The 24245-nt window shown below is 62.2% G+C and carries 28 protein-coding genes; 13 read left to right on the top strand and 15 right to left on the bottom strand.

Annotation, left to right across the window (positions count from 1 at the left end; translation table 11 throughout):
- Window positions 1–226: 226 nt before the first annotated feature.
- On the top strand, window positions 227–1120 hold the full coding sequence (locus tag GO014_RS10755; protein WP_157290308.1) for a peptidylprolyl isomerase: 894 nt from the start codon (window positions 227–229) through the stop codon (window positions 1118–1120).
- An 84-nt stretch (window positions 1121–1204) separates the two neighbouring features.
- On the opposite strand, the gene GO014_RS10750 is transcribed toward GO014_RS10755, so the two are convergent.
- Window positions 1205–1831, bottom strand: coding sequence for a TetR/AcrR family transcriptional regulator (locus tag GO014_RS10750; RefSeq protein ID WP_157290307.1), 627 nt, complete (start codon window positions 1829–1831; stop codon window positions 1205–1207).
- Between the two features lie 100 nt (window positions 1832–1931).
- Here GO014_RS10750 and GO014_RS10745 point away from each other — a divergent pair, with 100 nt between their 5' ends.
- The 5 genes from GO014_RS10745 to GO014_RS10725 all read left to right on the top strand — a co-directional run bounded on the left by GO014_RS10745 (window position 1932) and on the right by GO014_RS10725 (window position 6836).
- A complete protein-coding gene (locus tag GO014_RS10745) occupies window positions 1932–2162 on the top strand; it encodes a putative antibiotic biosynthesis monooxygenase (protein WP_116587271.1) in 231 nt (76 codons plus the stop codon).
- Between the two features lie 106 nt (window positions 2163–2268).
- Window positions 2269–4260, top strand: a complete 1992-nt coding sequence (locus GO014_RS10740) for a BCCT family transporter (protein WP_116587272.1) — start codon at window positions 2269–2271, stop codon at window positions 4258–4260.
- A gap of 185 nt (window positions 4261–4445) precedes the next feature.
- A complete protein-coding gene (gene argJ, locus GO014_RS10735) occupies window positions 4446–5681 on the top strand; it encodes a bifunctional glutamate N-acetyltransferase/amino-acid acetyltransferase ArgJ (protein WP_157290306.1) in 1236 nt (411 codons plus the stop codon).
- Between the two features lies 1 nt (window position 5682).
- Window positions 5683–6432 (top strand): GNAT family N-acetyltransferase, encoded by a 750-nt coding sequence (locus GO014_RS19555; protein ID WP_157290305.1) that lies wholly within the window; start codon window positions 5683–5685, stop codon window positions 6430–6432.
- Window positions 6429–6836, top strand: coding sequence for a (deoxy)nucleoside triphosphate pyrophosphohydrolase (locus GO014_RS10725; protein ID WP_343030904.1), 408 nt, complete (start codon window positions 6429–6431; stop codon window positions 6834–6836). Before GO014_RS19555 ends, GO014_RS10725 begins: the two co-directional genes overlap by 4 nt.
- Before the next feature lie 40 nt (window positions 6837–6876).
- On the opposite strand, the gene GO014_RS10720 is transcribed toward GO014_RS10725, so the two are convergent.
- Together GO014_RS10720 and GO014_RS10715 are read right to left on the bottom strand one after the other, a co-directional pair.
- The gene (locus GO014_RS10720; RefSeq protein ID WP_157290304.1) at window positions 6877–8343 is read right to left on the bottom strand and encodes a M48 family metalloprotease; all 1467 of its coding nucleotides are present in this window, start codon (window positions 8341–8343) and stop codon (window positions 6877–6879) included.
- An 11-nt stretch (window positions 8344–8354) separates the two neighbouring features.
- Complete coding sequence (locus GO014_RS10715) at window positions 8355–9164, bottom strand: thermonuclease family protein (protein WP_246204542.1); 810 nt, start codon at window positions 9162–9164, stop codon at window positions 8355–8357.
- Between the two features lie 264 nt (window positions 9165–9428).
- On the opposite strand from GO014_RS10715, the gene GO014_RS10710 reads away from it, so the two are divergent.
- Complete coding sequence (locus tag GO014_RS10710; RefSeq protein ID WP_157290303.1) at window positions 9429–9929, top strand: disulfide bond formation protein B; 501 nt, start codon at window positions 9429–9431, stop codon at window positions 9927–9929.
- A 38-nt stretch (window positions 9930–9967) separates the two neighbouring features.
- On the opposite strand, the gene GO014_RS10705 is transcribed toward GO014_RS10710, so the two are convergent.
- The 7 genes from GO014_RS10705 to deoD all read right to left on the bottom strand — a co-directional run bounded on the left by GO014_RS10705 (window position 9968) and on the right by deoD (window position 14003).
- Window positions 9968–10261, bottom strand: coding sequence for a type II toxin-antitoxin system RelE/ParE family toxin (locus tag GO014_RS10705; RefSeq protein WP_157290302.1), 294 nt, complete (start codon window positions 10259–10261; stop codon window positions 9968–9970).
- Entirely contained in the window at window positions 10258–10512 is a 255-nt protein-coding gene (locus GO014_RS10700) for a type II toxin-antitoxin system ParD family antitoxin (RefSeq protein WP_157290301.1), read from the bottom strand. Before GO014_RS10700 ends, GO014_RS10705 begins: the two co-directional genes overlap by 4 nt.
- An 85-nt stretch (window positions 10513–10597) precedes the next feature.
- Window positions 10598–11155, bottom strand: coding sequence for an HNH endonuclease (locus GO014_RS10695; protein WP_343030902.1), 558 nt, complete (start codon window positions 11153–11155; stop codon window positions 10598–10600).
- Window positions 11156–11244: 89 nt separating this feature from the next.
- The gene (locus GO014_RS10690; protein WP_157290300.1) at window positions 11245–11904 is read right to left on the bottom strand and encodes an alpha/beta hydrolase; all 660 of its coding nucleotides are present in this window, start codon (window positions 11902–11904) and stop codon (window positions 11245–11247) included.
- Entirely contained in the window at window positions 11901–12545 is a 645-nt protein-coding gene (locus tag GO014_RS10685) for a DNA-3-methyladenine glycosylase family protein (protein WP_343030901.1), read from the bottom strand. Before GO014_RS10685 ends, GO014_RS10690 begins: the two co-directional genes overlap by 4 nt.
- Before the next feature lie 109 nt (window positions 12546–12654).
- Window positions 12655–13290: a hypothetical protein gene (locus GO014_RS10680; RefSeq protein WP_157290299.1), complete on the bottom strand. Its 636-nt coding sequence runs from the start codon at window positions 13288–13290 to the stop codon at window positions 12655–12657.
- Window positions 13290–14003 carry a purine-nucleoside phosphorylase gene (gene deoD, locus GO014_RS10675; protein WP_157290298.1) on the bottom strand — a complete coding sequence of 238 codons (714 nt, stop codon included), beginning with the start codon at window positions 14001–14003 and terminating at the stop codon, window positions 13290–13292. Before deoD ends, GO014_RS10680 begins: the two co-directional genes overlap by 1 nt.
- A 136-nt stretch (window positions 14004–14139) precedes the next feature.
- Between deoD and GO014_RS10670 the strand changes: the two genes are divergently transcribed.
- Entirely contained in the window at window positions 14140–14604 is a 465-nt protein-coding gene (locus tag GO014_RS10670; RefSeq protein WP_157290297.1) for an SRPBCC family protein, read from the top strand.
- Window positions 14605–14656: 52 nt separating this feature from the next.
- A complete protein-coding gene (gene argC / locus GO014_RS10665) occupies window positions 14657–15610 on the top strand; it encodes an N-acetyl-gamma-glutamyl-phosphate reductase (protein ID WP_157290296.1) in 954 nt (317 codons plus the stop codon).
- Between the two features lie 165 nt (window positions 15611–15775).
- Here the strand turns inward: argC and GO014_RS10660 are convergent, their stop codons facing one another.
- Entirely contained in the window at window positions 15776–16189 is a 414-nt protein-coding gene (locus tag GO014_RS10660; protein WP_157290295.1) for a VOC family protein, read from the bottom strand.
- A 589-nt stretch (window positions 16190–16778) separates the two neighbouring features.
- Between GO014_RS10660 and leuD the strand changes: the two genes are divergently transcribed.
- The 4 genes from leuD to leuB all read left to right on the top strand — a co-directional run bounded on the left by leuD (window position 16779) and on the right by leuB (window position 19643).
- Window positions 16779–17384: a 3-isopropylmalate dehydratase small subunit gene (gene leuD, locus GO014_RS10655; protein ID WP_157290294.1), complete on the top strand. Its 606-nt coding sequence runs from the start codon at window positions 16779–16781 to the stop codon at window positions 17382–17384.
- A 22-nt stretch (window positions 17385–17406) separates the two neighbouring features.
- Entirely contained in the window at window positions 17407–17802 is a 396-nt protein-coding gene (locus tag GO014_RS10650; protein ID WP_157290293.1) for a RidA family protein, read from the top strand.
- A 14-nt stretch (window positions 17803–17816) separates the two neighbouring features.
- Complete coding sequence (locus tag GO014_RS10645) at window positions 17817–18455, top strand: CPBP family intramembrane glutamic endopeptidase (protein WP_157290292.1); 639 nt, start codon at window positions 17817–17819, stop codon at window positions 18453–18455.
- An 87-nt stretch (window positions 18456–18542) separates the two neighbouring features.
- The gene (gene leuB, locus GO014_RS10640; RefSeq protein WP_157290291.1) at window positions 18543–19643 is read left to right on the top strand and encodes a 3-isopropylmalate dehydrogenase; all 1101 of its coding nucleotides are present in this window, start codon (window positions 18543–18545) and stop codon (window positions 19641–19643) included.
- A 152-nt stretch (window positions 19644–19795) separates the two neighbouring features.
- Here leuB and rpsP read toward each other — a convergent pair whose 3' ends face one another.
- From rpsP to GO014_RS10620, 4 genes are all read right to left on the bottom strand, one after another.
- Window positions 19796–20173 (bottom strand): 30S ribosomal protein S16, encoded by a 378-nt coding sequence (gene rpsP / locus GO014_RS10635; RefSeq protein WP_157290290.1) that lies wholly within the window; start codon window positions 20171–20173, stop codon window positions 19796–19798.
- A gap of 39 nt (window positions 20174–20212) precedes the next feature.
- Complete coding sequence (gene ffh, locus GO014_RS10630) at window positions 20213–21796, bottom strand: signal recognition particle protein (RefSeq protein ID WP_157290289.1); 1584 nt, start codon at window positions 21794–21796, stop codon at window positions 20213–20215.
- A 181-nt stretch (window positions 21797–21977) separates the two neighbouring features.
- Entirely contained in the window at window positions 21978–23213 is a 1236-nt protein-coding gene (locus tag GO014_RS10625; protein ID WP_157290288.1) for a GNAT family N-acetyltransferase, read from the bottom strand.
- Window positions 23210–24169 carry a hypothetical protein gene (locus tag GO014_RS10620; RefSeq protein WP_157290287.1) on the bottom strand — a complete coding sequence of 320 codons (960 nt, stop codon included), beginning with the start codon at window positions 24167–24169 and terminating at the stop codon, window positions 23210–23212. The genes GO014_RS10625 and GO014_RS10620 overlap by 4 nt, the downstream gene beginning before the upstream one ends.
- Window positions 24170–24245: the final 76 nt, after the last annotated feature.

Genomic DNA, 24245 nt, shown 5'->3' with positions numbered 1-24245 from the left:
CTGAGATGTAAGAGTGGGGGTCAGGCTTGTCAACGTATCGGAAATGGGCCACACCTTCGGCACCCGTGCGGCCAGGCGGGCGACAAGCGCCCCTCCGATGACACTTGGGTGATCGCGCCCCGGTCCGGCACATTTTGGCCCCCTTGCCATGCAAGCGGGGAGCCGAAAAATTCTGACCATGCTGGCCATGCCCCCTGCAGGCCCGCCAAGGAGACACAAGATTCCCATGTCCTTTACCCCCCAGCGCCTGCTGCGCGCCGCCAGCCTCGCCGTCCTGTTGACTGCCGCCCCGGCCCTTGGCGCCCTGGCCCAGGACGCCGCTGCGCCCGTCGATCCCACGTCCGTTGTGGCCACTGTCGGCAATGAGACCATCACCGAGGGCGATCTGGGCTTTGCCGCCGAGGACATGGCCCAGGAGCTCTCGCAAATGCCGCCCGAGGAGCGCCGTGCTTTCCTCGTACGCATTCTGATCGACATGAAGGTCATGTCCGCCGCGGCCCGCGATGCCGGCATGGACCAGACCGAGATCTTCGCCCAGCGCCGTGACTATCTCGAAGAACGCGCCCTGCGCCGCGCCTATTTCGCCGAGGCCATCGCAGCCTCGGTGACTAACGAAGCGATCCAGGCCGAATATGACGCCTTTGTCGAGCAATTCGAGCCGGTCGAAGAAGTTCGCGCCAGCCACATCCTGGTCGAGAGCGAAGAGGAGGCCAATAGCCTCAAGGCCGAACTTGATGGCGGCGCCGACTTTGCCACGCTGGCCCGCGAGCACTCGATTGACCCCGGCGCGGCCAATGGCGGCGATCTGGGCTTTTTCGGCCGCGGCATGATGGTGCAGCCTTTCGAAGAGGCCGCTTTTGCCCTGGACGAAGGCGCCATTTCCGCGCCGGTCCAGTCCCAGTTCGGCTGGCACATCATCCGGCTGGACGAAAAGCGCCAGTCCGCCCCGCCGACCTTCGAGCAGGTGGCCCCGCAGATCCAGAACCAGTTGCTGATGCGCACCTTTACCGAAAAGGTCGACGAGCTGATGGCGGGCGTCGAAGTCACCATCGAGGATGCTGATCTCAAGGCCAGGTTCGACGCCCAGGAAGCCGCCGAAAACGCCGCCGCCGGTCAGTAGACCTGCCCGTCCAAAACAAGGAAAGCCCGGCCGTCGCGCCGGGCTTTTTTCATTCCAGCGACAGGCACGCAGTCCGGCGCAGGCCTATTCCCGATAGCCCCGCACGCCGCCAAGGATCGTATCGATCACCGTCGGCACCCGGGCTATGGCATCGTCGATCTGGCCCAGCAGCAATTGATGCCAGGCATAGGACACCACCAGATCAACGATCAACTCGCCATCGGTTGCCGCCGGGACTTCGCCCCGCGCCTTGGCGCGATCCACCATCTGGGCCGAATAGGCCAAGCGCTCGGCCTGATAGGCCTTGAGCACTTTGGCCGCTTCCGGATCGGTCTGGGCTTCCGCCACCACCGCCCGATAGACGGTGCCGCACAAGCTCCCCTGCCAGAACCCGAGCAGGTGGTCTTCCAGAAAGCTGATGAGATCACTCCTCAGGCTCCCGCTATCCGGAAACGACCGGGCATTCTTGAAACGCTTGTAGACATCCAGCATCAGCGCCGTGCGATGCGGCCACCAGCGATAGATAGTGGGCTTGCCGGCCCGCGCCCGCCGTGCCACCGCCTCGATGGAAAAGCCGGCAATGCCGCCTTCCTGCATCACGGCCTGCGCCGCGTCCAGGATCGCCTCCTGGCTGGCCGGATTGCGCCGTGCACCAATGGACCGCCGGGCGATCTCGTCATTGTCGGCGCTGATATCCGGCTCGGTGCTCATGGCTCTCTATATGGCGCAAAACCCCAGGCGAGAAAAGACTTGAACGAAACGGCTCGTTTCGATATATAACGAAACGTATCGTTTCGATTGGAGTTGATCCATGTCCCTCCCCGCCCGTCTTCGCCTCACGCTGTTGATGACCCTGGCCGTCTATCCGGTGGTGACCCTTTACCTCTATTTGCTGATGCCCCTGACCAATGGCTGGGACATCTGGCAGCGAAGCCTGATCTTGGTGCCCCTGATGTCGGCCACAATCGTCCTCGCCGTCGTGCCCTTCATCAACAAGCGCTTTTCCGCCTTCATCGCCGGGCGCAAACCAGCAACGGCCTGACCCACACCGCTTTGGCGACGGCGGCATGGCCATCTCCACCGCCCACGCCTTGGAACTTGTTGGGCTTTTGTGATTTACTCCTTGTTCACGGCCAAAGGGGGGCGCCATGTTCAAGAGCTTCGTAATCAATCCGCCGGTCTTTTTCGGATCGGTACTCATCATCGCCGTGTTCCTGGCCGTTGGCGTGATCTTCCCCGCCAGCGCCGGATCCTTCTTCAGTGCCCTGCAATCATCCATCCTCACCAGCTTCGGCTGGCTCTACCTGCTCTCGGTCGGCATTTTCCTGGTCGCCGTCCTCTTGTTCTGCCTGGGCCGCTATGGACGCCTCAAGCTCGGCCCGGATGATTCCACCCCCGATTTCAAGTTCACCTCATGGATCGCCATGCTCTTTGCCGCGGGCATGGGCATCGGCCTGATGTTCTATGCGGTTGGCGAACCCATGACCCATTTCATGGCTCCGCCCACGGCGGAACCACGCACCGTCGAGGCGATGCGCGAAGCCATGAGCGTCACCTTCTTCCATTGGGGCATTCATGCCTGGGGTATTTATGCCGTAGTGGGCCTGTCGCTGGCCTATTTCGGCTATCGCTACAATCTGCCGCTGACCATCCGGTCTGGCCTCTATCCGCTGCTCAAGGAGCGGATCAACGGGCCCATCGGCCATGCCGTCGACATTTTCGCGATTGTCGGGACCATGTTCGGCATCGCCACTTCGCTGGGCCTTGGCGTCAGCCAGATCAATGCAGGCCTCAACTATCTGCTCGGCGTCCCGATTGGCCCAATGGTGCAATTGCCACTGATCGCGGCAATCACCGCGCTCGCCACGGTTTCGGTCGTCACCGGGCTGGACAAGGGCGTGCGCATCCTCTCCGAGACCAATCTGGTCGTCGCGATCCTGCTGATGTTCTTCGTGCTCTTTGTCGGCCCGACCGCCGACTTGTTCCGCGATTTCGTACAGAATCTCGGGCTCTATCTCGACACCCTGGTGCTGCGCACCTTCAATATCTACGCCTATGAACCCACCCCATGGGTCGATGGTTGGACCCTGTTCTACTGGGCCTGGTGGATTTCCTGGTCGCCCTTTGTCGGCATGTTCATTGCGCGCATCTCGCGGGGCCGCACCGTACGCGAATTCGTCACCGCCGTGCTCTTCATCCCGGCCGGCTTCACCTTTTTCTGGATGACCGTATTCGGCAATACCGGCATCTTCATCGATACCGGCGTGGCCGCTGGTGAACTGGGCAACGCCATTGCCAATGACGTGTCGGTGGGCCTGTTCCAGTTCTTCACCTACCTGCCCTTCCCCGCGGTTACCTCGACCCTGGCCATTCTTCTGGTGGCGATTTTCTTCATCACCTCCTCGGACTCCGGTTCGTTGGTGGTCGATTCCATCGCGGCAGGCGGGGAAACCGCCACCACTACCGGCCAGCGCGTCTTCTGGTGCGTCATGGAGGGTGTGGTCGCCGCCAGCCTCTTGCTGGCTGGAGGGCTGGGTGCCCTGCAATCGGCAACCATTGCCAGTGCCTTGCCCTTCACCTTTGTCATGCTGGCCCTGGTCTGGGCGCTGTTCATTGGCATGCGGGCCGATCTCGCGCAGCAGGACGCCCACGCGGTGCCAGCCTTCGCACCGGCCCAGCCGGCCTCCGGTGTCACCTGGCAACGGCGTCTGGGCTTGATGCTGCGGGCACCGGGCCAGCGCGAAGTCGAGCAGTTCCTCGAAAAGGAAGTGCGCCCGGCACTCGCCCAGGTTGCCAGTGAACTGACCCAAGGGGGGCGCCCTGCTGAGGTCATGAATGAGGAGGGCGGCGCCATCGCTCTGCGTGCTCCCGCCGATGGCATGCGCGACTTCGTCTATGGCGTGAGCCTGGCCAGCCAGCCCATGCCAATCCTCGCACCCCTCAGTGGCGGCAAGCCCGAGCTGCGCTATGAGGCGCGCACCTATTTTTCCAGCGGCGGAAAGGGCTATGACATCATGGGTATGCATCGTGACCAGATCATCGCCGACATCCTCGTGCAGTTCGAACGCTATCTGCACCTGACCCATTCGACGGAGTCGCAAATCCTGCATGCCGCACCCGAGCATCCCAGCGGGACATAAGTGGCATTGGAACACCAGGGACCTGCAGCACGGAAGGCCGCCATGAGAGCATAGCTCTCATGGCCTTCTCCCCTCGAAAGGTTCCACCGGAGCCTTTTGGCCTGCGGCACGGGCCGAAGCTTGCACCTGCCGCAGCTTTGGGGCACACCCTTGTCAGCTAATTGCCCCGCTCAAGGTTTCTGTTCATGGCTGCCCATCCGGTTTCTCCGCTCGCCCCCAAATCCTATCCGGACCTGCCCGAAATTGACGGCGTGCGCTTTGCCACCGCCGAAGCAGGCATCAAATACAAGAACCGCACCGATGTGCTGCTGATGGCCTTTGCTGAAGGCACTGTCGCTGCCGGGGTCCTTACCCGCTCGAAATGCTCTTCAGCCGCCGTCGACTGGTGCCGCGCCAACCTGCCGGGCGGCAAGGCGCGCGGCCTGGTCGTCAATTCGGGCAATGCCAATGCCTTTACCGGGATCAAGGGCAAGGAGTCCGTTCAGCAGACCGCCGAGATCGCCGCCAAGGCGCTGGGCTGCTCGACCGACCAGATTTTTCTCGCCTCAACCGGCGTCATCGGCGAACCGCTCGACGCCTCCAAATTTGCCGGCGTGCTCGACGAGACCGCCACCCGCATGGCCGCGACCCCGTGGATTGATCCGGCCAAGGCGATCATGACCACCGACACCTATCCCAAGCTGTCCGGCGCCGTGCTCGAGATCGACGGCGTCGAGGTCAAAATCAACGGCATCGCCAAGGGCTCGGGCATGATCGCGCCGGACATGGCCACCATGCTCAGCTTCGTGGTTACCGACATGCCGATTGCTGCCGAGGTTCTCCAGGCCCTGCTGGTCAAGCACAACCAGACCAGCTTCAACGCCATCACCGTCGATAGCGACACCTCCACCTCCGACACGCTGCTGGCCTTCGCCACCGGAAAAGCCCGGGTCGAGCCCATTTTGAGCCTCGAAGATCCGCGTGCGGAAATCTTCGGCCAGGCCCTGTCCGACGTCCTGTTCGAACTCGCCATCCATGTGGTCCGAGACGGCGAAGGCGCTACAAAACAGGTCTCGGTGCATGTCGAAGGCGCGGTTTCCGACCAAAGCGCCTTTCGCATCGCCAAAGCCATTGCGGACTCGCCTCTGGTCAAAACCGCCATTGCCGGCGAGGACGCCAATTGGGGACGTGTCGTCATGGCCGTGGGCAAGGCGGGCGAACCGGCCGACCGCGACAAGCTCGCTATCCGCTTCGGCGACCTGGTCGTGGCCCGCAATGGCGAGCGCGCCGACGGCTATGACGAGGCCGCCACCAGTGCCTATATGAAGGGCGAAGAACTCGAACTGACCGTTTCCCTCGATCTCGGCGAGGGCGCGGCGACGGTCTATACCTGCGACCTCACCCACGGCTACATCACCATCAATGGCGACTACCGGAGCTGATGTGGGCCAGCCCGCGGTAGAAAGCTTCGAGCGGGCCGGGCTGCTCGCCTGGCCCGGCATTGATGTGGAATGGGACGGCGCCTGGGTGCGCCGCGCCGCCAATGGCTACACCAAGCGCGCCAATTCCCTGCAATGCTTCGATCCGGCGGACGGCCACGAAGCCGATAGACGCCTGGCAGAGGCCGTTGACTGGTTCACCCGGCGCAACCTGCCACCGGTCGTGCGCACCACCCCGCTTGAAAGCCCGGCGCTGACCGCGGCTCTTGATGCCGCCAACTGGCGCCGCATCGACCTCAGCCACCTCTACGCCATGCCGCTCACCCCCAAGCAACCTGATCCGAGCGGCACCATTCTCGATCTCGCCGACCCGCTGTTTCTCGCCGCGCAACGCAATCTGCAGCACTACCAGCCCGACCAGATGCACAAGCTGCAGGCCCTCCTCGCCAGCATGACCGTCCCGGCCTGCGGCATTGTCCTCGAGCGGGAGGGCAACGTCGTCGCCTCGGGCCTGATGGCCATTGCCGATGGCATCCTCATAACGGGCAATGTCATCACCGATCCGGCGCGCCGCCGCCAGGGTCTGGCCGCCGACATGATGCGCACCGGCCTGGCCTGGGCGCATGACAAGGGCGCCAACATTGCAGCACTCAATGTGCAGGCCGACAATGCCGCCGCCAAGGCGCTCTATGCGTCCCTCGGCTTTACCCGCCAATACGATTATTCATACCGCATTCCCGGAGGCCCCGCGTGACCGACAAACCCCTGCTGCTCGTGGTCGCCTGTGCCCTGGTAGACGCCGACCGCCGGGTGCTGATCGCCCAGCGCCCCGAGGGCAAGGCCATGGCTGGCTTGTGGGAATTTCCCGGCGGCAAGGTCGAGCCGGGCGAAACTCCAGAAGCCGCGCTGATCCGAGAACTGGCCGAAGAGCTGGAGATCGAAACCAAGGAGGCGTGCCTGGCCCCGCTCTCCTTTGCCAGCCATTCCTATGAGAAGATGCATCTGCTCATGCCGCTCTATGTCTGCCGCAAATGGCAGGGCACGCCGCGCACCGCCGAGCACAAGGCGCTCAAATGGGTTCGCCCGCAGGCGCTGCGCGATTACCCCATGCCCCCCGCCGACGAACCCCTGATCGCCGCCCTGTGCGATCTGCTCTAGCCGCGCGCGGCCCGCAGACAGGCTGCCCGGCGTTCAGCACTCAAGGCCGCGCCACGACCTTGTAGCGCTGTCCCGGCACCAGCGGATCGCCGGGATAGAGATCGTTGATGATGTAGAACAGCTCGCGCGCATTGCCGATATTGGCCATCTGCCCGGCCAGCCGGTCGGCCGTGTCGCCCGCCCGGGCGGTGACCAGCTTGATCGCGAGCCGCCGGATCTGGCTGAGATCGGATGCAGTGGTGCGCCGGAAGCTTTCCAGTGTCGCCTGCGCCCCTTGTGCAAAGCGCTGGCTGTCGCTCTTGGCGGCAAAGATGAAGCGATAGACCTCGCCATCGAGCCGCATCACCGCCACCCGGAAGAACCACTGATCGGTCTGGGCCAGGCCCGACGCCATTTCGATGCCATTGTGCTCGCTGGCCGTCACCGTCTCGGCCTTCAGCCCGGCTATCCAGCCCGACTTCAGATAGTCGGTCAGCGACATGCTCGGTTGCACCTGGGCACTGTCAAAGCGCACCGCCTCGCCATCGCCGGCCACCCCGACCACGGCACTCTGCGACGTCTGCAGGCTGTAGCCCTGCGGCACGGTGAAGGTGAACTTGTTGGCCGGATGAATGAAGCGCTGCCCAACGATCGACCCCTGCGCCGGACTGTCCCCGAAGCTGAGCCCGGAAATGGCTGAGAGATAGCCCTCGCGGTCGGACTCCCCGACGCCGGTGGCGCCGAACATCGCGCGGGCGGTGTTCATCGCCGTCTCGATCCGGGCCGGGGTAGAAGGATGTGAGGACAGGAAGCCATCGCTGCCACTGGATGCGCCGGCGGAGAAAGCCGCAAACCGGCTCATCACCCCCAGGAAGCGGGCCGCCGCCTGCGGGTCATATCCCGCCTTGCCAGCAAATTTGATGCCTTCCCTGTCCGCATCCAGCTCCTGGCTCCGGCTAAAGGCCGCTAGCTCTTCGCGGGTGCGATTGGCCGTGGCATCGGTCGAGGTATCGCCGCCAAAAATGCCGGTGATGACCCGGTCAACGATTTGTGTCTGCCGCGTCCGGTCGGTTCGTGCCCGCGCGTGGCGCAGGGTCACATGGGCAATCTCATGCGCCAGGACCGCCGCCAGTTCGCTGGTATCGGATGCCAGCGCCAGAATGCCGCGCGTCACATAGATGTAGCCGCCAGGCAGGGCGAAGGCATTGACCTCGGACGTATCGAGAATGGTCACCTGATATTTGGCATCGGGCTGATTGGCTGCTGCCAGCAACCGGCCGACAATGCGGGCCACCATGATCTCGGCCGGCCGGTCCTCATAGACGCCGCCATAGGCCGACACAATGCGCGGATGCTCGCGCAGGCCCAGCACCGAATCGTCCGGATCGGTTCCCTCGGGCACCACAATCGGCGCCGGATTGTCGCCGGTGCGCGCCACATTGACGCCTGAGCCGACCAGCGACGAACAGGCCGTCAGCGCCACAAGGCTGATGGCCAGCGCCCCTATTCGCACAAACTTGCTATCCATTCGCGCGGACTTCACCTTGCCAGGACCTCGATCTGCTCGGGATGGGTGACCTCGATGCGTGGACCATCCCGGGTGTCCACCCATCCGCGCACGCGGATCAACGCCCCATCCAGGCTCAGCGGATCCAGACCATCGCGTTCGAACAGTCTGAGCGCCGGCGCCTCGATGACAATCGTAAAGTCTTCCTTCCAGATCCGGCCAATATTGAGATAGACCCGGGAGCCGCTGCGGTCCGCCAGCAAGACCCGGCCTTCCACCAATTCATAATTGCCCGCAAGTTTTGCCAGTTCGGCCGGACGATCTGCCGTCCGCACGCTGTAATAGGGATCGGCCCAGATGCCAAGCCGCTCCGCGCGGGCCTGGGCCTCGCCCGCAAAGAGTTGATCAAGGCATTGTCGATTGTCCGGGAAGGAATAGACCCGCGCCAGCCCGGTTCTGACCATATGCAACTGCGCCCAGACCGGTTCTTCAGCCACGTCATGCACAAACAAGTGCGCCAGGGCCCTCTCGTAGCGATCCACCTCTTCGCCCCCATAGCCCAGTCGTACAGGCTGGTTCAGCACCAGCCTTTCCAGGGCGCTTTTGGCGTCGGGCGCCAGCGGCCAGGTGGGAAATCCTTCTCGCCCCAATGGCAGTTTGGGCGCCTGGGTGCCGATCAGCCGCACGACCAGCCCCGAATCAAGCACCACCGTATCTCCGTCGGTGACCGCGGCCACGACCCCGCCATTGACCACACGCAAAGCCTCGCAGGCCTGCGCGGAGGCCGGTCCCAGGCCGGCCAGCATGGCGGCAGTCACGGATAGAATAGCGGTGCGGCGCAAGCAGACAGCCCCTTGAAACTTCACATTCACCATGCACCCAAATGCGGCAAAAAAAGATTAGCCCGTCCCGACATGCTTCGACCAGTGTTCAATCTGCGGGTCCCCATTGCCATGATGTGCGCCCCCCCCAAATGCTTTCGTTTTGCGTCAGGCACTCGGCATTTTCCGTCCCGGCGATTGATCACGAGCCCGTTTGGCTCTGGCCAAGGCCACAATCGCCCCTTAATGGCCTAGTCAACACAGCGTCACACCGAGTTACTTGCCATGACATCCTCGCGTCCCCTCGACAAGTTCGCCGCCGGCCTGGCCTTTGTGCTGGGTCTGGTCACCATTCTGGCAGCATTGGGGTCGCAATTCATCGGCGGCCTGCAACCCTGCGAACTCTGCCTTGAACAGCGCCTGCCCTATTACTGGGGCCTGCCGCTCCTGGCCCTGGTGCTCATCCTCTGGAACCGACTACCGCTCACCGTATGGTATGTCGCCATGGCCATTGTTGCGGCGCTATTTGCCTGGGGCGCCTATTTGGGCGGTTTCCATTCCGGCGTGGAATGGGGCTTCTGGCCCGGCCCGACCGCCTGCGCAGGCGTCGGCACTGACCTCTCGATGGACATGCTCAACGATCTGCAGCCGGTCATCGGCTGCGACGTGGTGCAGTTCCGCTTCCTGGGCATTTCGCTGGCCGGCTACAACGCGCTGATCTCGGCGGCAGTCGTCGGGTTGCTCCTGATGGCAATGGCGTTTCAGTTCCGTCGCCGGCGAAACTGAAAGCAGGGGGACTTGGCAGCCAGAGGAACCCGGTCATGCTAGCTGTCGAAAGTTCCGCGGTGATCCATCGCATCGTTCAGAATGTGGACCACCACGACATCGTCGGCGCTATTGACCTGATAGTATATGGAGTAGCCCTTGTACGGAAATCGCCGCAAGCGTCTGCCATAGTCGGCGACGATAGGGTGACGAAAAGGATGGTTTGCAAGAACTTTGCAATTGGCCACCAGCTCTCGAACAAATGATACTGCTCGAACCGGACTGTCCGCAGCGATAAAGTTGGCGATCGCTTCAAGGTCTTGCTCGGCCTCGGCAGTGATCGTTACTGTCATTGCGCCTGCTCGTCCGCCATACGCTGATACTTGGCAATCAATCGATCAGCGACTTCATCTAGTGTCTTGGTGCGCCCCTCTTCGCTATCCGTCGTCCCGCGATCAAGTGACGTCCGCAGCCGAGCCTCGCGCTCCTGCACCAGGCGCACGCCCTCGCGCAGCACTTCGCTCTTGGAATTGTAGCGCCCATTCTCGACCAGATCCGTCACGACCTTTTCGAGCACTTCACCCAGATCTGCACTGATTGCCATCTCGAACCTCATTCGCAGCACGATCCAATAATAGTTATTGGTTGCAGCGACAGCAAGGCAGGGAATATAGGCTGTTGCCTCGCCCTTAGGGCTCCAGTTCGATATCCCAGTAAAGATAGTCCAGCCAGCTCTGGTGCAAATGGTTGGGCGGGAAGGCCCGGCCATTATTGTGCAGGTCGTGCACCGTCGGGGCATAGGGCGTCTGGTGCGGGAACATCTTGATTTCTTTGGGCAGGCGATTGGCCTTGCGCAGATTGCACGGGGCACAGGCCGCTACGACATTCTCCCAGGTCGTCAGCCCGCCCTTGGAGCGCGGAATGACATGATCGAAGGTCAGGTCATGTGTGCTGCCGCAATATTGGCACTGGAAGCGATCCCGCAGGAACACATTGAAACGCGTGAACGCCGGATGCCGCGCTGGTTTGATGTAGTCACGCAGCGACACGACACTGGGCAGCCGCATTTCGAAGCTGGGGGAATGGATGACCGTGTCGTAGTGAGACACGATATTTACGCGATCCAGGCACACCGCCTTGATCGCATCCTGCCAGGACCACAAAGACAGTGGATAGTAGCTGAGCGGCCGGAAGTCGGCGTTCAGTACAAGGGCGGGACAAGCCTCAGGCGACACATGGATAGTCACTTGAGTCTCCCGAAGCGGGAATCGCGTAAGTCCATAGCCCTCTTATACTAAGCCCTTTGTGTCGGGCGTGTGAAGCGGGAACACGAAGCTTATTTTCTACTGACCTTCGCAATGAAATCGGTCGCAAAACCCAGGCCATCCGGGGCAATACCATGTCCAACCCCCCGGCTGACATGATAGCTGACGTCAAAACCAGCCTCACCGAGCACGGCATTGGCCTCGGCGCTGAGATTGGGATCGACCACTTCGTCCATATCCCCATGCACCAGGCACACCGGCGGCTGCGCCAATGCGCCATTGCCAAATCCATCGGGCGGCAGATAGGCGCCCGAAAAGCCGACGATCCCCATCAATTGCCGGCTCTTTGGCAAGGCCGTGCCCACATGCAGCGCCATCATGGCGCCCTGGCTGAACCCGCCCAGAATGGTGCGGTCCGGCACGATACCAGTCTGGGTCCACAGATCGGCGAGGAATTCCTCCACCACCGGCCGAGCCCTAAGCACTCCGGTCTGCCGGCTGGCGACCCGGTCGCCGGTCCAGTCGATGGCAAACCACTGAAAGCCGCCCATTTCGGTTCCGATCGGTGCATGCGGCGCCACGAACACCGCCCCCGGCAACACCTTTTGCCAATGCGGCGCCAGCCCGATCAGGTCATTGCCGTCGCTGCCATAGCCATGCAGCAACACCACGGCACTGTCGGGAGCCCCGCCATTGGCGGGCGCAAGCATGGGGCCAGAAAGCTTGATCATAAAAGGCTCGAATCCCTGTTCTTGAGCGCAGCAAAATAGCGCCAGAACAACAGCGCCGCCGCCGAACGGTGCGGCGCGTAGTCCTGCGCCAGCCCGATCATCTCCTTGATGGTTGGCCGGGCGTCAAGCCCAAGACCGTGATGAGCCGCCTTGAGCAGGGCCAGATCACCGGCGGGAAAGATATCGTGATGCGCCGCGCAGAACAGCAGATAGACCTCGGCTGTCCAGGGCCCGATCCCCTTGAGTGCCACCAGCCGCGCACTCGCCTCCTCCGCCGGCAGCGTATCGATATGGGCGAGGTCCAGTTCACCCCCCACAATGGCTTCGGCCACCACCCGAAGGGCTAGATATTTTCCGCGCGAGAAACCCGTTGCCCGCACCGCCTCTTCGCTCAGGTCCAGATAACTCTCCGGCGCCAGCGCGCCCGGCAGGACTTGATAGCGTCCCCAGATCGCCGCCGCGCTCGCCACGGACAATTGCTGGCCGCAGATCACCTTGGCCATGCCGGCAAAGCCCTTGGGATTGACCCGCGGCAACACCACCCCGACCGCTTCGCGCATCGGCCGCAGCGCCGGCACCCGCGCCGTCAGTGCATCGAGATGCCAGGCTACACCTTCTGCTGTGTCGATTGTCGGGGTCACCAATGTCCTGCCTTTTCAGTTGGACGCGCGCAAACGGGATCGGCAGAGATGCGCATTGCGTTTCGGCAGGCAACCCGGTTTTCTCCGCGCCCATGCCGAAACCGAAAGCCTAGCCGTTGAGCTTGCGCAGCAGCTTCTCCACCCGCTCACGCTTGGCGCGCTGCGTGATCTTGTCCAGACGATTGCGAATGATCTCTATCAGCCCCGGCTTTTCAGTTTGTGTCACCACGCCGGCGGTTTGCTCGGCATAGGTCGGAAACTGGTTGGGCGCGGCCGTTTGCAGCCGCTCGACCAGGATCGGCACCGCCTTTTCGGCATAGCCCGAGCGCGCCAGCTTGGTCAGCAACGACGTGCAGCGATCCTTGGCGATCACCGAACCCCGATCCGCTGCCGCGATGATCTTCGGCAATTCGGCCGCGATCTCGTCGGCTCTGAGTTCTGCCACGCTGTCCAACGCCTGCATGGCGCCCCAGACCTGCCGGTTGCTTCGGCTGCCCAGCGCCTCGAGAAATATCGGGCAATGCCCACCGATCAGCGCCGGGTCCCGCGCGCCGATCTCGTAGAGCACCTTCATCGCGTCATTGCGCTGCCGCGTCGTGCCCGCGCGCACCAGTTCCACCAGCTCTCCCACCGCCGCCTTGTCCTTGCGCGCAGCAATTTCTTCGGCCAGGGCGATATTGGGGGCCTCGTCGCGGCACTCCATCGCCCCGGCCAGGCGATCAGCGATGCTGGGTTGGTTGGACATCAGGCCTCCACGGCCACGTCCAGCGCCAATTCGACCATGTCCTTGAGCGAAGTCTGGCGCGCTTCGGCGTCGATTTCCTCGTGCGTGATCAGGCAATCGGTCATGGTGCAGATGGTTAGCGCCTTGACCCCGAACCGCGCCGCCAGCGCATAGAGCGCCGCCGCCTCCATCTCGACCCCGATGACCCCATGCTCGGGCAGCTTGTCATAACCAGCAAAGCCATCGGCATGATAGAAGATGTCCGAGGACAGCATGTTTCCGGCATGGTAGCGCAGCCCCTTGGCGTCGGCCTTGTCAGCCGCCGAGCGCAACAGGCCGAAATCGGCTATCGGGGCAAAGTTGAACGCCCCGAACCGGCCCTTGACGATCGAACTGTCGGTCGATGCGCCCTGCGCCAGGATCACGTCGCGCACTTTCACGGATGCGTTCAGTCCCCCACAGGTGCCAACCCGGATCAGCGATTTGACACCATAAAGATTGATCAGCTCATGCACATAGATTGCCAGCGACGGCTGGCCCATGCCGCTGGCCTGCACGGAAACCGGCTTGCCTTTCCACGTGCCGGTATAGCCAAGGCAATTGCGCACCGAATTGACTTGTCTGGGGTTATCGAAAAACGTCTCGGCAATCCATTTGGCGCGCAAGGGATCGCCCGGCAGCAGCACCGCTTCGGCGTAATCACCCGGCTTGGCGTGGTTGTGAGGCGTGGTCATGGGCGCACTCTTTTCTTGTCCTGTGTCTGTCCTTGACCCCGATCTTTGCCACCCCGCCTGGCAGTTGACAACCAGCGGCTGGGAACGCCTGCGGCCATCGTGCATTGTTCCTTTGACCCAACAGGACTGGCCCTTCATGCAGCACAAGCTCGAAGCCAAGGTTACCCATAGGTTCGCCGCGCCCCCCGAAAGCGTCTTTGACGCTTTCGTCGAGCCTGAACAGGTGCGGCGCTGGCAGGAAGCCTGGCTTTCGCAGCGCTGCGACAACGGCAAGATCACCGCCTTCAGTTATGATCCACAGGTCCAGGGCCGCTTTGCCATCGAAACCCTTGAGGATGGCAGGACGCTACAAAACTGGGGCACTTTCCTCGCCCTCGACCGCCCCACGCGCATCCGGCACACCCATATCACCGACATCGCCGAAAAGAACGATCCGGCAATTATCACCATCATCATCGAGCCCGAACCGGAAGGCCCCGGCAGCATCGTCACCCTCTATGATGATCTGGATCAGTCGCAGGCCGGGGCGCTGCCCCAGACCGAACGCGGCTGGCGACACATGCTTGAGGCGATCGACGCCATCCTGGCCCAGAAAACTTGACGCAGGCTGCATGCGGCCTCATGTACTCCCCGTCGCAACTGGAGGCTGTATCATGGTCGCAAAAATCTTCATCGACGGCGAAGCCGGCACCACCGGACTGCAGATCCGCGAGCGCCTGGCTAGCCGGCGCGACCTCGAAGTCATCTCCATCGCCCATGACAAGCGCAAGGACCTCGAAGAGCGCAAGCGCCTGCTCAACGCGGCGGACGTCGCCATCCTCTGCCTGCCAGACGACGCGGCCAGGGAAAGCGTTGCCCTGATCGAGAACGACACCACCCGCGTCATCGACGCCTCTACCGCCCATCGCGTGGCCGAGGGCTGGGCCTATGGCTTTGCCGAAATGGCCCCGGACCAGGCCGACGAGATCGCCAAGGCGCGCTTTGTCGCCAATCCCGGCTGCTGGCCGCAGGGTCTGATTGCCGCTGCCCGCCCGCTGATCGAGGCGCGGCTGCTACCGGCCGATTTTCCGCTCACCTATCACGGCGTCTCGGGCTATTCCGGCGGCGGCCGGCAGATGATCGAGGATTATGAGGCTCAGGGCGCCGGCGCCAGCCAGTACATGCCCTATGCGCTGACCTTCCAGCACAAGCACCTGCCCGAAATGGCGCACTACGCCAAGCTCGGCCGCGCGCCGCTGTTCGAACCGGTCGTGGGCAATTTCGCGCAAGGCATGTCGACTTCACTGCCCATTCACACCGACATGTCGGCCGAGATCCCCACAGGCAAGGATCTTCACGCTGCCCTGAGCGACTATTACGCCGCCATCCCCGACAGCTTCGTCCAGGTGGCGCCCTACGACCCAAGCCTGGGCAAGACCGCAGCGCTCGACCCGCAGGCCCATAACGGCACCAATACGCTCACCCTGCACGTCTTTGCCAATGACGCACTCAATCAGGCCACGATCTGCGCGGTCTATGACAATCTGGGCAAAGGCGCCTCTGGCGCGGCCGTCCAGAACCTCAACATCATGCTCGGCGTCGGCGCACGGGAAAGCCTGGCGGCCTGATCTGAGGAACAACCGGACCGGACATCCGGTCTGGCCGCTGCCGCTACCATCACAACCGGCCGTCACCCTCGGCTTTAGGCCGGGGGTTCTGCAGTTAGTTAGTTGTCAGATGCGGGGTGGCTTGCTGTCAGTCGGCTTTTGCCCTGGCAGATAATAAAGCCGCCGCTAGAGGATTGTTACGCCCTTACCCGGGTGCTCTCGATAATAGGCAAGTCGCGATTGCAGTGACCCCACGTGCAACTCGAGCTTATGCCCGTCAGGGTCCAAAAAATAACTCGAAGCACCTTCGCTCCGATTGTCTTTCCATATTGTAGCAGTCGCAGACACCCGAGCGCTTAGTTCACTGTAGGATTCTTCAGGTACGCTAAACGCGATGTGGGTGTAATCCGGGCGAAGTGCAGACCCCACCTCCTCATCGCGAGACAAGCATAGCCAAAGCGATCCTGCTTCCAAATAGGCACCATCTGACCATATCGCTCTGACGGCACAGCCGAGCACGTCACGATAGAACTCTGGTGATCGCTCGACGTCAGCGACCGCCAGGGTAATATGGTTTAGTCCGCTTACGCTCGTGCTCATCACCAATACCACGGGCTTAATCCGTGTCCGTTATCGGGCACGCGAGGCAGGGCATCAAGGGGTCAATAAGGGGTCGATTACTCCCGCTGCCAAAAAGATATCCCCGCATCCAAAACCGCCCTTATCCTCCCACCCATCTCTCCCGCGATGGGCGGACTGCAGCGAACAGTTGCGGGAGGAGCCGGTGAGACTGGATTCGCTCCAGGGCTCGCCTGCCAGTCGGGCCACCTTGCGACGAGCGATCAATAGGGGCCACGACGGCAGGAGAAACCCGGCATCCTTCGACCCGTCCCGAAGGGCAAATCTCTCCGGTGGAGAGATTTGAGGCGAGAAGGCCATAAGCGCTACGCGCGCATGGCCCATGGGGCGGCGACGTCTCTATTACTTAGTTTTACTGAGACGCACGCGCCTCGGGATACGTCCAATGCAAAACCGGAGGCGACGATGCCGGCCGGCGCGCCTTCACGCACAAATTGTGGACCAAGGTGGCGTGCCCGGGCCCCAACCGTACGCTTCGGTACGGTTCAGGCTTGACCGAAACCCCGCTTTCGCGCAATGACCGTGGTCAACAGCGAGGTCCAGCAGCCCCATGGATAAATTCACCACCCTGACCGGTGTCGCGGCACCCCTGCCGATCATCAATATCGACACCGACATGATCATCCCCAAGCAATATCTGAAAACCATCAAGCGCACCGGTCTCGGCACCGCGCTGTTTTCCGAGATGCGCTATAATGAGGACGGTTCGGAGAACTCCGAATTCGTGCTCAATAAGCCCGCCTATCGCAACGCGCAGATCATCATCGCCGGCGATAATTTCGGTTGTGGCTCCAGCCGCGAACACGCCCCCTGGGCGCTGCTCGATTTCGGCATCCGCTGCGTGATCTCCACCAGCTTCGCCGACATTTTCTACAATAACTGCTTCAAGAACGGCATTCTGCCGCTGGTTGTGACGCCCGAGCAACTCAAGCTCCTGCTCGATGATGCCGAGCGCGGCTCCAATGCCACGCTGACAGTCGACCTCGAAGCCCAAACGATCAAAGGCCCAGACGGCGGCACGCTCAATTTCGACATCGACCCTTCCCGCAAGCAGATCCTGCTCGAAGGCCTCGACGACATTGCCGGCACGCTGAAATCCGACCCCTCCATCTCCGCCTTCGAAAGCAAGATGGCGGCCGAGCGCCCCTGGCTCTAACCCAACAAGCAAAGAGACAAAATTGGTCCAGCGCGTTTCCACCGGCTCCCCGTTTGAAGCCACTTTCGGCTATTCCCGCGCTGTGCGGCATGAGGACACTATCTATGTGTCTGGCACGACAGGCTATGACTATGCCACGATGACAATGCCCGAGAGCGTCGGCGAGCAGGCCAGGAATGCTCTGGCCACCATCGACAAGGCGCTCAAGGAAGCCGGCGCGTCCATCGCCGACACCGTTCGGGTCGTCTATAATGTCGGTGACCGCTCTTACGTGGATGAAGTCGTCGCTGCCGTTGGTCCGGTCTTCAAGGATATCCGGCCCGCCGCCTCCATGCTCATCGTTGCGATGATCGAAGAGGGCATGAAGATCGAGATCGAGGTTACCGCCCGCCTCGGCGCGGCCACCAGCCACGTCTGATTCCGGCCCGGGCGATGAACAGAAAACAGATCGTCCTCACTTCTCATGCAGCGCTCCTGATCGGGGCGCTGTTTTTCATCGTACCGGCGCTGACTGCCTGGCACCCGCAATATGGCTATCTGTTCTCCCTGACCTTCTACTGGCTGTTCTTCTGCCTGCCCGTCATCGGTTGGCATGCCCTGGAGGGCAGTGACGGGCGGCTCTTCACCGAGAAACTGCGCTGGCGCGACTGGTGGATCATTCCGCTCTTGCTCGTGCAGGTCGGCATTGTGGCGCTCGCCAATTTCGTACCCAACACCTCGATCCTCACCCAGGGCAGCATGTATCTCGCCCTGCTGATCGCCGCCATTAACGGCCCGCTCGAGGAAATGGCCTGGCGCGGTGGTTTCCTGGGGACATTTCGGGACAAGCCGCGTCTCGGCTTCTGGCTCGGCTGGGTGCTTTTCACCGCCTGGCATATCCCCCTGGCTCTCAGCCATGATATTGTCTTCGATGGCGGGGCATTGGCCCTTGTCGGCGGGGCATCAGCCCTGGGTCTTTTCTGGGCCTGGGTCGCCTGGCGGACTGGTTCGGTGTTCTATGTGAGCCTGGCGCACATGCTCACCAACGTCTTTGCCTTCTGGGTGCTCTTCGCGCGGAACGGATTTGCCTGAAGCCGCCTTGCGCAAGCGCCCGAAAACCTTGTATGTCGGCACCAAATTCAGGTGTACCCACCAGTACGGCGAGGAGCTTTTCCCAATATGGCCACCCATTCCCTTTTTCTTCTGCCCGGCGACGGCATCGGCACCGAAATCATGGTCGAGGTGGAAAAGCTCATCGCCTGGACCAATGCCGAGGGTCTGACTGATTTCTCGACCGACACGGGTCTCGCCGGTGGTGCTGCCTATGACAAGCACGGCGTGGCCATCACCGATGAGGATGTCGCAAAGGCCAAGGCCGCCGATGCAGTGATCTTCGGCGCCGTGGGCGGCCCCAAATGGGATGCCGTACCCTATGAGCACCGCCCCGAAGCAGCCCTGCTGCGCCTGCGCAAGGAACTGGCCGTCTTCGCCAATCTCCGCCCCGCCATCTGCTACCCGGCTCTGGCTTCGGCATCCTCGCTGAAAAAGGAGCTGGTGGAAGGACTCGATATCCTGATCGTGCGCGAGCTGACCGGCGGCGTCTATTTCGGCGAGCCCAAGACCATCACCGATCTCGGTGACGGGCAGAAGCGCGCCATTGATACCCAGGTCTATGAGACCTATGAAATCGACCGCATCGCCCGCGTCGCCTTCGACCTGGCCCGCACTCGCGGCGGCAAGGTCCATTCGGCCGACAAGAAGAACGTCATGAAATCCGGCGTGCTCTGGGACGAAGTGGTCCGCAATGTCGCCAAGGATTATGCCGATGTCGAGCTGCACCACATTCTGGCCGACAACGCCGCCATGCAGCTCGTGCGCACGCCAAAACAATTCGACGTCATGGTCACCGACAACCTGTTCGGTGACATTCTCTCCGACGTCGCGGCCATGCTGACCGGCTCGCTGGGCATGCTGCCCTCTGCCAGCCTCGGCGCCCCTGATCCGGCCACTGGCAAGCGCAAGGCCTTTTACGAGCCCGTCCACGGCTCGGCCCCCGACATTGCCGGCCAGGGCATTGCCAACCCGATCGCCATGATCGCGTCCTTTGCCATGGCGCTGCGCTATTCGTTCAACATGATCGAACTGGCTACCCAGGTTGAAAACGCCATTTCGGATGTCCTCAGCGACGGCCTGCGCACCGGCGACATCGCCCAGGACAACTGCAGGACCGTTGGCACCGAGGAAATGGGCGCAGCGATCCTGGCGAAGCTGAAGGCTTGACGGCGTCCCGCAGGGCAAATCGCTCCGGTGGAGCGATTTGAGGCGGCAAGGCCATGAGCGCTATGCGCGAATGGCGGGCCCATCACGGCAAACAAAAAAATATCCCCGGTCTCGCGACCGGGGATATTCTGTTTTCGAACCGGCAAACCGGTTTATTCGGCCGAAGCAGCTTCTTCTGCCGGGGCATTGGCGGCGGCTTCGCGGGCAGCACGCTCTTCGGCGCGTTCCTTGGCCTTTTCGCCGGGCACACCCTTGTTCGGGTTGTTGCGAGCAGCGCGCTTGGAAATGCCGGCGGCATCAAGGAAACGCAGCACGCGGTCGGTCGGCAGCGCGCCATGCGAGAGCCAGTGCTGCACGCGCTCGGCGTTCAGCACGACGCGGTTTTCCGCATCCTTGGCCAGCAGCGGGTTATAGGTGCCCAGCTTTTCGATGAAGCGGCCATCGCGCGGCGAGCGCACATCGGCAACCACGATGTGGTAGAAGGGACGCTTCTTGGTGCCGCCACGGGCGAGGCGAAGCTTGAGTGCCATTTTATCAGTCCTGTCAGTTCGTTAGTAGGTTGAAACGGGTTATTTCTTTTTGCCCAGGCCCGGCAGGCCAGGGAAACGGGGCGCTCCGCCAAGACCGGGCAGAGCCGGTCCGCCGGAGGATTTGAGAAGCGCATTGACGTCGCTGGGCAGCGATTTCTGTGCCGGCACGTCAGCTGAAGGCAGACCCTTCAATTGTTCGGGATCGACGCCGGCCTGGCGGGCCATGGCTTCGAGCTGCTTGGGATCCATCTTGGAGAGATCGGGCATGCCGCCCATCATCCCACCCATCTTGCCGCCAAACATGCCGGCCAGAGAGCCCATGCCGCCCTTGCTGACCTTTTTCATCATGTCCGCCATCTGGCGGTGCTGCTTGGCCAGCTTGTTGATTTCCGAGACTTCGACGCCCGCGCCTGCAGCAATGCGCTTGCGGCGTGAAGCATTGAGCAGGTCCGGATTGGCCCGCTCCTTTTTGGTCATCGAATTGATGATGGCGATCTGGCGGTCAAACACCTTCTCATCGACATTGGCCCCCGCCATGGCCTTTTTGAGCTGCCCGGCGCCGGGCAGCAGGCCCATCAGCCCGCCCATGCCGCCCATCTTCTTCATCTGCTGCAATTGGCTGCGCAGATCCTCGAAGTCGAAGGCGCCCTTCTTGAGCTTCTTCGCCATCTTCTGGGCGTCTTCGGCCGAGACATGCTCGGCGGCCTTTTCGACCAGCGAGACGATATCGCCCATGCCCAGAATGCGGTCGGCTATGCGGGAGGGATGGAAATCCTCCAGCGCATCCATCTTTTCACCCACACCGATCAGCTTGATCGGCTTGCCGGTGGCCGCGCGCATCGACAGCGCCGCGCCGCCGCGTCCATCGCCATCGACGCGGGTCATCACAATGCCGGTGACGTCCAGCCGTCCGTCAAAAGAGCGCGCTACATTGATCGCGTCCTGGCCGGTCAGCGCATCGACGACAAGCAGGATTTCATGCGGCTTGGCGATGTCCTTGATGGCAACGGTTTCTTCCATCAGCTCTTCATCGATATGGGTGCGACCCGCCGTATCGAGAATGAGCACATCATAGCCACCCAGCCGACCCTCGCGCTCGGCGCGGCGGGCAATCTCGACTGGAGTTTCCGTGGTCACGATCGGCAGCGTGTCGACGCCAACCTGTTCGCCCAGTACGCGCAACTGTTCCATGGCGGCGGGGCGGCGCGTATCGAGCGAGGCGAGCAGGACTTTCTTTTTCTGTCGGTCCTTGAGCCGCTTGGCGATCTTGGCCGTCGTCGTGGTCTTGCCCGAGCCCTGCAGGCCCACCATCAAAAGGGTCACGGGCGCAGGCGCATTGAGGTCGATGGTGACGGCGTCGGACCCCAGGACCTGCACAAGCTCGTCATTGACGATCTTGACCACCTGCTGGCCCGGCGTCACCGAACGCGTCACTTCGGCGCCCACGGCACGCTCGCGCACCTGCTCGACAAAGGCGCGCACCACTTCGAGCGAAACGTCGGCCTCGATCAGCGCCCGGCGGATTTCGCGCATGGCAGCGTCGACATCGGCAGCGTTCAGCGCGCCGCGTCCACGCAGTCCTTCGAAAATCTTGCCAAGCCGGTCGCTTAAGCTCTCAAACATATTGTTTCCTTTTCGCTCGCGGGCCAATCCCGCAAGAGATAGGGTCCGGCAGGCCAAATGCAAAACCCACCCGCGGGCGCAACGCGCTGGCGGGTGTTGGCCTCCGGGATCGGTTTATACCTCAGGGGGTCCCGGTCGGCTGGTCAGGAGCAAAAAGCCTGATGAACGCGCTGGCTTTAGGTCAAAGCCGGGGCCGAGTCAAGAAAGAGCGCGACAAATGCCCGCGCCCGGCCAGCCGCATCAGTGCTGATCGCAGACCGGCCGGCAGGGCCAGCACAAGCCGCTTCAATGACGGCCGCAGCCACACGTCCCAGGCCTGAAACAACACCCGGCCGCGCAGGGTGACCGGCAAGGCATAGTCGCGCACTATCATGGTTTCGGTGGCAAAAGTGAGTTTGTACGGCATCGCTGGCACACCCAGGTCGCACCCCTTCATGCCCTGCTCGGCACAGCTCCGGATAATGTCGCTCAGGTGCAATTTGCCCGGGCTCTCGTCTGAATGGGAGAAATCGCGGCTGGCGACATAGGCATAGTAGCGCCCGCCATGCACAAAGCCCCATTGCTCCGCCAAAGGGCGCCCCTGGTATTGCAGTGAAAAGGCCCGCAAATCGATGTCGTTGCGTGCCACAAGGCTCGTGCAGAAATCGCGAAACCCGCTATCAAGGAAGGCACGCGAGGTCAGCCCTTGCTCCTTGAGACGCTCGGCGCGAGCCTCAAGCGTGCGCTCGATCAACGCCTGACGCTCTGCGGCATCCGCGACGACCAGGTGTTCGACTGGCCCCTCGCGCTCCAGCCGGTTGCGGGCATTGCGGATGTTTTTACGGGTCTTGGATCGAATTGTCGAAAAATAGCCGGCAAAATCAGGAAAGGCATCAAGCGCCACATAGGGTGCGCCCTGCTTTTCTCCGGTCTGGAAGCTGGCCCGTGGCAGACCTTGGGCCAAAGCCGAGCCATCGCGCACCTTCAGCAGGCTGATCCCGTCACAGGGCGCAGCCGCCACGGCCGCCCGCAACAGCCGGGTCACCGCGGCGCCTGGATCAAGATCGGCATCGAGCAGGGCATCGGTCGCTTGGGCAAAGCCGTTTCCCAGCGGCACAAGCAGAGATCGGACCCCCGTGCGGATGCGTTCAAGCGGCAAAACGCCGACAAGCTGGTGTCCGTCCAGGATCGTGACGATCACCGGATCAAAGGCTGCGTTCCCACGCTCGCGCTCGAAATCGAAGATGGCGAGGGCCCAGCCCAAGCTCTGGAACAGATTGAAGCCGGTGCCGCGTGCTTCCAGACCAAGCCAGCAATCGGCGATTACCTCGATTCCGGCGCGATCCCGGATGGTGGACGCGGTCAGCCCATAGCTGACCGCGTCCGCTCCCCTGGCGCGGCGGTTCTCCCGGCCGGCAAGCGCGCCGGTCGCAGTCATTTCGCGAAGCTATGCGCTGGGATATCCCGCACGCCTTCGGGAGCCGCCGGGTCGACCTGGAAATCGACAGTATAGACTTTCTTTTTTTGCGGATTGAGCGGCGAAAACTTCACCGCGCCGGCGATGCCCAGCTTGGCCATATAGCTCAGGCCCGTCACCTGCTGGCTGAGCTTTTGCATCCCCAGCGTGTTGCGCAGAATGCCATTGGCATAGTTGACCGCGTAATGCTTGCGCAGATCGTCAGTCCAGTGCTCGGTCGTAAAGCTGACATTGAGCATGCCGTGATTGACCACGCGATGCGGGCCATTAAGCGGCCAATGCAGCATCTGTCCTGCTTCCAGATCATAGACCTGGGCGAAATCATCGAACCAGGGTTCGAACGGCATGTCGGTTTCGCGCAACTGCCCCAGGATCAGTTTTTCCAGCGCCGGCTGTGAAATGAACGGCGCCTGGGCGGGATAGACATAGACCTTCTTGGTGCCCCGCACCTGCCACAGGCTCTGGCCCGGCACGTCCGAATGATATTTCACAGAGACATTGGGCGAAGAGATCAGAATGGTCAGGTTTCGCTTGTAGCTCGCAAAGCCGGGCACGCGCTCTTCGAACTCGGCATAAAGGCTATCCAGCAATGCGCCATAGGCCGGGTTGGTCCTGGCGGGGGCCGTCAGATTGACCCAGATATTGCCTTGTCTGACCGTCTCGATCACTTCGGCGCCCGAAAGCCCTTTGATCTCGCCTTCGCGTCGCTTGGGCGGATTGCCTGGCGTCTTCTGCGAATAATTAACGTGATAAGTCTCGCGCGGACTGCTCTCGATCAACGCTGCCAGCGCTTCATCGGTAAACAGATCCGAGCTGGCAAGGCGGTGCTGCAGGCGCAGCGCCTGATTGCCCCAGACCTGCGGATAGTGCGGCTGCCAGTCGGTAATGATCTGGTCGGAGATGAGCGGCATATTCATCGTCGGAACTCCCCAAAGGCGGCACGAGCAATAATCTTCGCCGGCTACACTATCCCATCACCGTCCCGAAGCACCT

This window comes from Devosia marina (assembly GCF_009758415.1).
Classification (GTDB): domain Bacteria; phylum Pseudomonadota; class Alphaproteobacteria; order Rhizobiales; family Devosiaceae; genus Devosia; species Devosia marina.
The sequence above is the reverse complement of the archived record's forward strand: the minus strand, read 5'-3'. Positions and strand labels throughout refer to the sequence as shown.

Excerpts from the sequence above, each read along its gene's own strand:
- deoD (WP_157290298.1), bottom strand. The coding sequence starts at position 14,003 with ATGACCACGCCTCACAACCACGCCAAGCCGGGTGATTACGCCGAAGCG.
- leuD (WP_157290294.1), top strand. The coding sequence starts at position 16,779 with ATGGATAAATTCACCACCCTGACCGGTGTCGCGGCACCCCTGCCGATC.
- GO014_RS10710 (WP_157290303.1), top strand. The coding sequence starts at position 9,429 with ATGACATCCTCGCGTCCCCTCGACAAGTTCGCCGCCGGCCTGGCCTTT.
- GO014_RS10750 (WP_157290307.1), bottom strand. The coding sequence starts at position 1,831 with ATGAGCACCGAGCCGGATATCAGCGCCGACAATGACGAGATCGCCCGG.
- GO014_RS10755 (WP_157290308.1), top strand. The coding sequence starts at position 227 with ATGTCCTTTACCCCCCAGCGCCTGCTGCGCGCCGCCAGCCTCGCCGTC.
- rpsP (WP_157290290.1), bottom strand. The coding sequence starts at position 20,173 with ATGGCACTCAAGCTTCGCCTCGCCCGTGGCGGCACCAAGAAGCGTCCC.
- GO014_RS10680 (WP_157290299.1), bottom strand. The coding sequence starts at position 13,290 with ATGTCCAACCAACCCAGCATCGCTGATCGCCTGGCCGGGGCGATGGAG.
- argC (WP_157290296.1), top strand. The coding sequence starts at position 14,657 with ATGGTCGCAAAAATCTTCATCGACGGCGAAGCCGGCACCACCGGACTG.
- GO014_RS10700 (WP_157290301.1), bottom strand. The coding sequence starts at position 10,512 with ATGGCAATCAGTGCAGATCTGGGTGAAGTGCTCGAAAAGGTCGTGACG.
- GO014_RS10660 (WP_157290295.1), bottom strand. The coding sequence starts at position 16,189 with ATGAGCACGAGCGTAAGCGGACTAAACCATATTACCCTGGCGGTCGCT.
- GO014_RS10690 (WP_157290300.1), bottom strand. The coding sequence starts at position 11,904 with ATGATCAAGCTTTCTGGCCCCATGCTTGCGCCCGCCAATGGCGGGGCT.
- argJ (WP_157290306.1), top strand. The coding sequence starts at position 4,446 with ATGGCTGCCCATCCGGTTTCTCCGCTCGCCCCCAAATCCTATCCGGAC.
- GO014_RS10620 (WP_157290287.1), bottom strand. The coding sequence starts at position 24,169 with ATGAATATGCCGCTCATCTCCGACCAGATCATTACCGACTGGCAGCCG.
- GO014_RS10645 (WP_157290292.1), top strand. The coding sequence starts at position 17,817 with ATGAACAGAAAACAGATCGTCCTCACTTCTCATGCAGCGCTCCTGATC.
- GO014_RS10740 (WP_116587272.1), top strand. The coding sequence starts at position 2,269 with ATGTTCAAGAGCTTCGTAATCAATCCGCCGGTCTTTTTCGGATCGGTA.
- GO014_RS10670 (WP_157290297.1), top strand. The coding sequence starts at position 14,140 with ATGCAGCACAAGCTCGAAGCCAAGGTTACCCATAGGTTCGCCGCGCCC.
- GO014_RS10625 (WP_157290288.1), bottom strand. The coding sequence starts at position 23,213 with ATGACTGCGACCGGCGCGCTTGCCGGCCGGGAGAACCGCCGCGCCAGG.
- leuB (WP_157290291.1), top strand. The coding sequence starts at position 18,543 with ATGGCCACCCATTCCCTTTTTCTTCTGCCCGGCGACGGCATCGGCACC.
- ffh (WP_157290289.1), bottom strand. The coding sequence starts at position 21,796 with ATGTTTGAGAGCTTAAGCGACCGGCTTGGCAAGATTTTCGAAGGACTG.
- GO014_RS10745 (WP_116587271.1), top strand. The coding sequence starts at position 1,932 with ATGTCCCTCCCCGCCCGTCTTCGCCTCACGCTGTTGATGACCCTGGCC.
- GO014_RS10705 (WP_157290302.1), bottom strand. The coding sequence starts at position 10,261 with ATGACAGTAACGATCACTGCCGAGGCCGAGCAAGACCTTGAAGCGATC.
- GO014_RS10720 (WP_157290304.1), bottom strand. The coding sequence starts at position 8,343 with ATGGATAGCAAGTTTGTGCGAATAGGGGCGCTGGCCATCAGCCTTGTG.